This is a genomic window from Kitasatospora sp. NPDC004272, assembly GCF_053603035.1.
Map to the genome: position 1 here is coordinate 1 of NZ_JBSGET010000243.1, position 6496 is coordinate 6496.

8 protein-coding genes and 1 pseudogene are annotated in these 6496 nt (G+C 74.5%); 5 read left to right on the plus strand and 4 right to left on the minus strand.

Annotation, left to right across the window (positions count from 1 at the left end; genetic code table 11):
• Window positions 1-261: 261 nt before the first annotated feature.
• Both ACWEO5_RS37670 and ACWEO5_RS37675 read left to right on the plus strand, forming a co-directional pair.
• The gene (locus ACWEO5_RS37670; RefSeq protein WP_452166585.1) at window positions 262-1074 is read left to right on the plus strand and encodes a TIGR03619 family F420-dependent LLM class oxidoreductase; all 813 of its coding nucleotides are present in this window, start codon (window positions 262-264) and stop codon (window positions 1072-1074) included.
• A 159-nt stretch (window positions 1075-1233) separates the two neighbouring features.
• Window positions 1234-1575 (plus strand): VOC family protein, encoded by a 342-nt coding sequence (locus ACWEO5_RS37675; RefSeq protein ID WP_452166586.1) that lies wholly within the window; start codon window positions 1234-1236, stop codon window positions 1573-1575.
• 132 nt (window positions 1576-1707) lie between these two features.
• Here the strand turns inward: ACWEO5_RS37675 and ACWEO5_RS37680 are convergent, their stop codons facing one another.
• Window positions 1708-2067 carry an SCO4402 family protein gene (locus tag ACWEO5_RS37680; protein WP_452166587.1) on the minus strand — a complete coding sequence of 120 codons (360 nt, stop codon included), beginning with the start codon at window positions 2065-2067 and terminating at the stop codon, window positions 1708-1710.
• A gap of 51 nt (window positions 2068-2118) precedes the next feature.
• Window positions 2119-2700, minus strand: a complete 582-nt coding sequence (locus tag ACWEO5_RS37685) for a carboxymuconolactone decarboxylase family protein (RefSeq protein WP_452166588.1) — start codon at window positions 2698-2700, stop codon at window positions 2119-2121.
• A gap of 73 nt (window positions 2701-2773) precedes the next feature.
• Here ACWEO5_RS37685 and ACWEO5_RS37690 point away from each other — a divergent pair, with 73 nt between their 5' ends.
• The gene (locus ACWEO5_RS37690; protein ID WP_452166589.1) at window positions 2774-3316 is read left to right on the plus strand and encodes a MarR family winged helix-turn-helix transcriptional regulator; all 543 of its coding nucleotides are present in this window, start codon (window positions 2774-2776) and stop codon (window positions 3314-3316) included.
• Between the two features lie 70 nt (window positions 3317-3386).
• Here ACWEO5_RS37690 and ACWEO5_RS37695 read toward each other — a convergent pair whose 3' ends face one another.
• Together ACWEO5_RS37695 and ACWEO5_RS37700 are read right to left on the minus strand one after the other, a co-directional pair.
• Complete coding sequence (locus ACWEO5_RS37695; protein ID WP_452166590.1) at window positions 3387-4328, minus strand: protocatechuate dioxygenase; 942 nt, start codon at window positions 4326-4328, stop codon at window positions 3387-3389.
• Window positions 4329-4458: 130 nt separating this feature from the next.
• Window positions 4459-5214 carry a lysophospholipid acyltransferase family protein gene (locus ACWEO5_RS37700; protein WP_344559583.1) on the minus strand — a complete coding sequence of 252 codons (756 nt, stop codon included), beginning with the start codon at window positions 5212-5214 and terminating at the stop codon, window positions 4459-4461.
• Window positions 5215-5680: 466 nt separating this feature from the next.
• Here ACWEO5_RS37700 and ACWEO5_RS37705 point away from each other — a divergent pair, with 466 nt between their 5' ends.
• Both ACWEO5_RS37705 and ACWEO5_RS37710 read left to right on the plus strand, forming a co-directional pair.
• A complete protein-coding gene (locus ACWEO5_RS37705) occupies window positions 5681-6085 on the plus strand; it encodes a TlpA family protein disulfide reductase (RefSeq protein WP_452166591.1) in 405 nt (134 codons plus the stop codon).
• A 320-nt stretch (window positions 6086-6405) separates the two neighbouring features.
• Window positions 6406-6496: pseudogene (locus ACWEO5_RS37710) on the plus strand (electron transfer flavoprotein subunit beta); the annotation flags it as partial.

A 6496-nucleotide genomic window follows, 5' to 3' on the forward strand; every position in this document is an offset into this window, starting at 1 on the left:
GACCCTGTGGGAGAGTAGGACGCCGCCGAACAATCATTCATGAAAGGGCTCCAGCCGTCAGGCTGGGGCCCTTTCTGCATTTCCGGGACCGGAAGAAGCGGGGGAGCGGGGGTGTTGGTCGTGGTGCGCGTGCGGTTGGGGCGGACGATCGGGAAGAGGTGCGAGGCGGATGGTCGGGTTGCGGGTGGGTGTGTCGCTTCAGCCGGGGTGGCCGGTGGGGGACGGGCGGGCGGTGCTGCGGGCGGCGGGGTGGCCGAGGAGTTGGGGTTCGATCACGTGGCGGTCGGGAACCGGGTGCTGGAGAGCGGGTTCGGGGTGGACGCGGATCCGTTGGTGCTGTTGGGGGCGGTGGCGGGGGTGACTTCGCGGGTGCGGTTGCTGACGTCGGTGCTGGTGGTGCCGTACTACCGGGCGGTGGTGCTGGCGAACCAGGTGGCGACGTTGGACGTGGTGTCGGGCGGGCGGCTGGTGCTGGGGGTGGGGACGGGGTGGAACCCGGAGGAGTTCGCCGCGGTGGGGGTGCCGGTGCGGGAACGGGGGGCGCGGACGGACGACCACTTGGGGGCGGTGCGGGCGTTGTGGAGGGAGCGGCCGGCCGGGTTCGCGGGGCGGTTCACGGAGTTCGAGGGGGCCCGGTCGGGGGTGGCGCCGGTGGCGGCGGGTGGGCCGCCGGTGTGGGTGGGCGGGCACAGCGAGGCGGCGTTGCGGCGGGTGCTGCGGTTCGGGGACGGGTGGTACGGGACGGGGGTGGATGCCGGGCAGGTGCGGGAAGTGCGGCGTCGGCTCGGGGAGTTGGCGGCGAGCGTGGAGGGCGTGGAGGGCGGGGCGGACCTGGAGCGGTTGGCGGTGGCAGGGGCGGTTTTCCTGACGCCGCCGGGGGTGCCGGTGGCGCTGGAGGCTCCGGGGCGGCCGTTGGGCGGGGCGGTGGCGAGTGCGGGGAGCGTGGTGGCGGAGCTGGGGGAATTGGCGGAGGCGGGGCTGACGGACTGCACGCTGTGGCTGCCGGTGGCGGCGGAGCACCTGGTGCCGGCGATGGAGTGGGTGGCGGCGGAGGTGGTGCCGCAGTTGGGGTGAGTGGCCGGTGGTGGCGGAGTGGCGGGTTCCGGGAGTGGGCGGGGGCGGGATCTTCTAGGCTCGCCTTTCGACCGGTCGGGTCCGGCGGGTCGGTACGGGAGGGGAGTCGGCGTGTTGCTCGGTCTTCGGACGGTCATTCATCCTGCGCCGGATCTTGCGGTGGCGAAGGCGTGGTGGAGCTCGGTGCTGGGGGTCGAGCCGTACTTCGACGAGCCGTTCTACGTGGGGTTCAACGTGGGCGGCTACGAGTTGGGGTTGGACCCGGGCGCGGATCCGGCGGTCGGGCCGGTGTCGTACTGGGGTGTGCGGGACGTCGACGTGGCGCTGGCGCGGTTCGTGGCGGCGGGGGCGGGGGTGCGGGAGCAGGTCCAGGAGGTGGGTGGCGGGATCCGGGTCGGGACGGTGGTGGAGCCCTCGGGGGCGGTGGTCGGGTTGATCGAGAATCCCCATTTCGTGCTGCCGGAGGACGGGGGAGCCGAGGGCGCGGGGCCCGGTCGCTGAGGAGGGGACGGTGAAGGGGCCGCGGAGGTGGCGGAGTTGTTCGCGGCTCCGTTGCGGGTGCTGCGGGCGGCGGCGGACGCGGGGGAGGGGGCGATGGGGGTGGAGATGGTGTTCTGAGCGGGCGCCGGCGGGTCAGCGGGCGTGGTGGTCGTTGGCGACCAGGGCGCGGGCCAGGCGGGCGGCGGCGGTGGTGACGGCGGGCCAGGCCGGGGAGGCCAGGTGGTCGGTCGGCCGGGGGTCGGGCGGGAGGGTGGTGCGGAGGGTGCGCAGGGCGGCGCCGAGGTCGGCGGTGAGGGCGGCCTCCTCGCCGGTGCGCAGGGTGCGGCCGATCCACGGGACGGGGTCGTCGGCGTCGCAGGCTTCGGTGAACAGGGTGGTGAGCAGCGGCGCGGGATCGAAGGCGTCGTCCTGGAGGCCGGGGGCGGCCAGGCCGAGGACCGCGGCCACCAGTTGGTGGCGCAGCGCGGGGAGGCCGGGGCCGCGGTCGGTCACCGGGGGAGCGTACCGGCCGACCGCGGGAGCGTACCGGCCGGGGGCGGAGGGTCAGGCGTAGGGGGCGAGTTGGGGGTCGAGCGGGGCGTCGGTGAGGCGGTTGGCGAAGGTGGAGAGGGTGTAGGCGCCGATGCCGAGGACGATCTCCAGGGCGTTGCGCGGGGTGAAGCCGTGGGCGAGGAAGGCGGCGAGTTCGGGTTCGGGGACGGCGCCGGTGTGGTCGAGGACGGCGTGGACGAAGGTTCGGACGGCTTCCAACGTGGCGTCGGGCAGCGGCTGTTGGGCGCGCAGGGCGGCGATTAGGGCGGGGTCGGCGGCGAGCCGGGTGAGGACGCCGGTGTGCATGGCGACGCAGAGGTGGCAGCCGTTGCGGGTGGCGACGGTGAGGACGACGGTTTCGCGGACCACCGGTTCCAGTTCGGTGGCGTCGAACATGGCGGTCAACTTGAGGAATCCGTCGAGGAGTTGGGGTGCGTGGGCGAGGCGGGCGGCGGCGGAGGGGAGGTAGCCGAGGTGGCGGGTGACCTGTTCGAGCTGGCGGCGGGCGGCCGGCGGGGCGGTGGCGGGGTCGAGGTCGGGGAAGTGGGCGCCGGTGGTCGGGGCGACGGGGGCGGTCGGGGTGCGCGCGGGCATGGGTGGGCCTTTCGGGGCGGGCGGAGGCGTGCCGGGGCGGCCGGGAGGGCGGGCTCCGGCGGCGCGTCCTAGAATGGACAACGTGGTTGACCAAAACGTAAACCAGGTTGTCGATCCGCGCAACGGGGAACCGGGCGCTCCGGATCCTGCCGGACCGGCCCGCGACGGCTTCGAGCTGCCGCTGCTGCTGTTCGCCGGATTCCGCACGATCATCGACGAGTTGCACGCCGAACTGGCCGAGCGGGGCCACCCGGAGGCGCGGCCCGCGCACGGCTTCGCGCTGCAGGCGATCGGTCTCGACGGGGCCACCGCGAGCGAACTCGGACGCCGGCTGGGGGTCTCCAAGCAGGCCGCGGGCAAGACCGTGGACCGGCTGGAGGCCCTCGGCTACGCGGAGCGGGCGGACGACCCGGGGGACGCCCGGCGCAAGGTCGTCCGGCTGACGCCGCGCGGGCTGGACGTGCTGGCCAGGTCGGCGGCCGGGTTCGACCGGATCCGGGCGCACTGGGCGGCCGTGCTCGGCGAGCGGCGCCTGCGCGAACTGGAGGACGGGCTGGCCGAGTTGGTCGGCCCGTCCGGCTTCCGGCTGGACGCGGCGGGCTGGTTCGCCGGCTGAGCGGGCCCCGGCGGAGAGCCGGAGCCCCCGGCGCGCGAACGGCGGGCCGGGGGCTCGGCGGGCGGTGGGGTCACTTGCCGTTCTTGTCGGGGTCGGCGGCGAAGGTGATCACGCCGAGGTAGCCGTCGCCGTCCTCGCTGACCTTCAGCAGCATGGTCGGCCGGTAGATGCCGTCGCCGTCGTTGAAGGTGTCGCGGCCGGTGTGGGTGCTGTACGGGGCCTTGGCGAAGACCGCCGTGTTCAGCGACTCGTCCATCATCATCTGGGTGGTCAGGGTGCGTTCGTTGTCGATGTGCACCATCGCGTGGACGTGCACGGTGCGGCCCGAGTACCAGCCCGGCCAGACGGTGGTGAACTCCACGATGCCGTCCTGGTTGGTCACCTGGGCGCCGCGCAGGTAGCGCTTGTCGTCCTGCGGGGTCAGGTCGGCCATGCCGTCGTTCGCGCCGCCGCCACCGCCGTTGCCCGTGTCCGGGCCGCCCGAGGGCGGGGCGCCGGTCGGGGCGCCGGACGGCGGGGTGCCGCCACCGCCGCCCGGACCGCCGCCCGTGCCGCCACCGCCGCCGGTGGACAGCTGCTCGGCGCCCGAGTACATGCCGGACGCGTCGCAGTGCCAGATCTCCACCACCGCGTTCGGCAGCGCCGTGCAGGTCTCGCTGTCCTGCACTCGGATGGCCAGCCGCAGCCGGACGCCCTCGCGGTCCTCGCGGATGTCGCTGCGGATCTTGTCGGCGTCGAAGTAGTACGGGCCCTGGGTGGTCTGCGCGGTCAGGCCGCAGGTGTTGGCGTCCGCGAACAGGCCCGTCAGGTCCTCGGTGGTGGACGCCTGCGGGGAGATCGAGGCGTCCGCGCCCGTGGTGGTCCTCGCGCTGGTCGAGCCGCCGCCGGAGCCGGAGCAGGCGGCCAGCAGCGCGCCGAGGCCGATGCTGCTGATGCCCGCCAGGGCGCGCCGCCGGCTCACCCGCCGGCCCTCGTCGTGGTCGTGCCCGGGGTGCTGCTGCTCGACTGCCATGGGTTTCCCGTCCCTTTCCGATCCCTTTACCGTTCCGCGCAGCGTAGGGACGGCGGATGAGCGTGCCCTGGGGATCGGATGAGAGAAACGGCGCCCGGCGTTGAGACGGCGCCCGGGGCGGCGGACGGGGTCAGCGGGCGGAGCGGCGCTCCGCCTCGGCCTCGTCCTCGGCCTCCGCCTGCTCCAGGGTCGGCGCGGTGCCGCCCAGGTGCGCGGGCAGCCACCAGGAGTCCTCCGGGCCGGACGGCTCGGCCGGGTACTCGCGCTGGGCGCGGTCCAGCATCTCGGTCATCGCGGCGCGCAGGCGGCGGGTCACCATGACGGGCTTGTCGGTGGGGGCCAGGTGGATCGGCTCGCCGATCATGATGGTCACCGGGACGTGGCGCTTGGTCAGCGTCTTCGGGTGGCCCTTGGTCCACAACTGCTGGGTGCCCCACAGGATCACCGGCAGCAGCGGGGTGCCGGAGTCGGCCGCCATCCGGGCCGCGCCGGTCTTGAACTTCTTCAGCGTGAACGAGCGGCTGATGGTCGCCTCCGGGAACACCCCGACCACCTCGCCCGCGCGCAGCGCCTTCACCGCCGCCTCGTACGCGGGCTGGCCGTCGGCGCGGTCCACCGGGATGTGCTTCATGCCGCGCATCAGCGGGCCGGAGACCTTGTGCTTGAACACGTCGTCCTTGGCCATGAAGCGGGTCTTGCGGCGGCCCACCCGGTACGCGCCGAAGCCCGCGAAGATGAAGTCCAGGTAGCTGATGTGGTTGCTGACCAGGACGGCGCCGCCGGTGGCGGGGACGTGCTCGGCGCCGACGATGGTGATCCGCAGGTCCAGCGCCTTGAAGGCGGCCAGCGCGGTGCGGATCACCGGCGGGTACACGAACTCAGCCACGGTCAGCCCTACTTCCCACGGGCCAAGCGCCCGGTCCGGCGGTACCCGGGGCGTGGGGGCCGGTCCGGGAGGGCGCGGCACGCCGCGGCGGCCACGGGTGTTTCCCCCAGATGATCCCCCGAACGGGCACGGTCTGTCACGCCAGGCCCTGGCCGGGCGGGCGAAGGGGAGCGATCAGGGGCCCGGGGAACTGTCGGCAGACGGGCATGCCCCTGGTGTGGTTGCTCTCTTCCCGGTTCTCGGCGGGCGCGTGGGATCAGGAGGTAGAGGGGGCTGACGGGGGACCGGACGTCGGGGCGTGCGGTCGGCGACAGCGGGTGGTGCAGGCCCGGCACGGGTCGATCACCCGGCGGCCGGTCAGCCGGGGGGTCGACGACGGGGTGCGGGTGGTCACGGGCCGGTGCTGCCGGGGCGGGCCTTCCGGGTCCGGGGGCGGGTTTGCCACACTGGGCGGGGGATCGGACCGATCGTGTGCCGGGTGGTGCTGGCGGCGGCCGGCCTGTTCGGAGCGGTGCGCAAGGTGCGGGACGGGAGGCTGCGGGTGCGGGGCGACGAGGGCGGTGCGGTGCGGCTGACCGGGGCGGAGTTGGGGGCGCCGCTGGGGGAGCGGGCGACGCTGGTGCAGTTCTCCACCTCGTTCTGCCAGCCGTGCCGGGCGACCCGGCGGACGCTGGCCGAGGTGGCGGGGATGGTGGAGGGCGTCGCGCACGTGGAGGTGGACGCCGAGTCGAGCCTGGAGCTGGTGCGGCGGCTGGAGGTCCTGCGGACGCCGACGGTGCTGGTGCTGGACGCGTCCGGCCGGGTGGTGCGGCGGGCGGCGGGGCAGCCGCGGAAGGCGGACGTGATCGCGGCGCTGGGCGAGGCGGTCTGAGCCGGTCGCGGGGGTCCGCGGGCCCGGCGCGCGGTCAATCTCACAGGGGATCTGGTGTGGAGTCAGGTGGCAGCCGGGTCGGGCTGGGGCAGGATGGGCCGGAGGCGGCGGCGTGGTGCCGGGCCGGGGTCGCGGGCAGCGTAAGCTACTGGCGAGTAGTGACGGTTGGACTACTCGTGAGTATGCTGCCGGGGAGTCCCGGAGGGCACCTTCGCGCGCCGCTCGGGCCGCGGGCCCCGTCGTGCGGAGCGAGGATCGCTCAGTGACGCGCGGGCAGCCGCCGCAGCCGCCGGATCGGACCAGTAACAGGAGAGCAGGCCGTGAGCTTGAGGATCGTTGTCTGTGTGAAGTACGTGCCCGACGCGACCGGTGACCGTCGCTTCGCGGACGATGCCACCACCGACCGGGAGG

Coding starts and splice junctions, on each gene's coding strand:
- ACWEO5_RS37685 (WP_452166588.1), bottom strand. CDS start 2,700: ATGCCCGCGCGCACCCCGACCGCCCCCGTCGCCCCGACCACCGGCGCC.
- ACWEO5_RS37690 (WP_452166589.1), top strand. CDS start 2,774: ATGGACAACGTGGTTGACCAAAACGTAAACCAGGTTGTCGATCCGCGC.
- ACWEO5_RS37695 (WP_452166590.1), bottom strand. CDS start 4,328: ATGGCAGTCGAGCAGCAGCACCCCGGGCACGACCACGACGAGGGCCGG.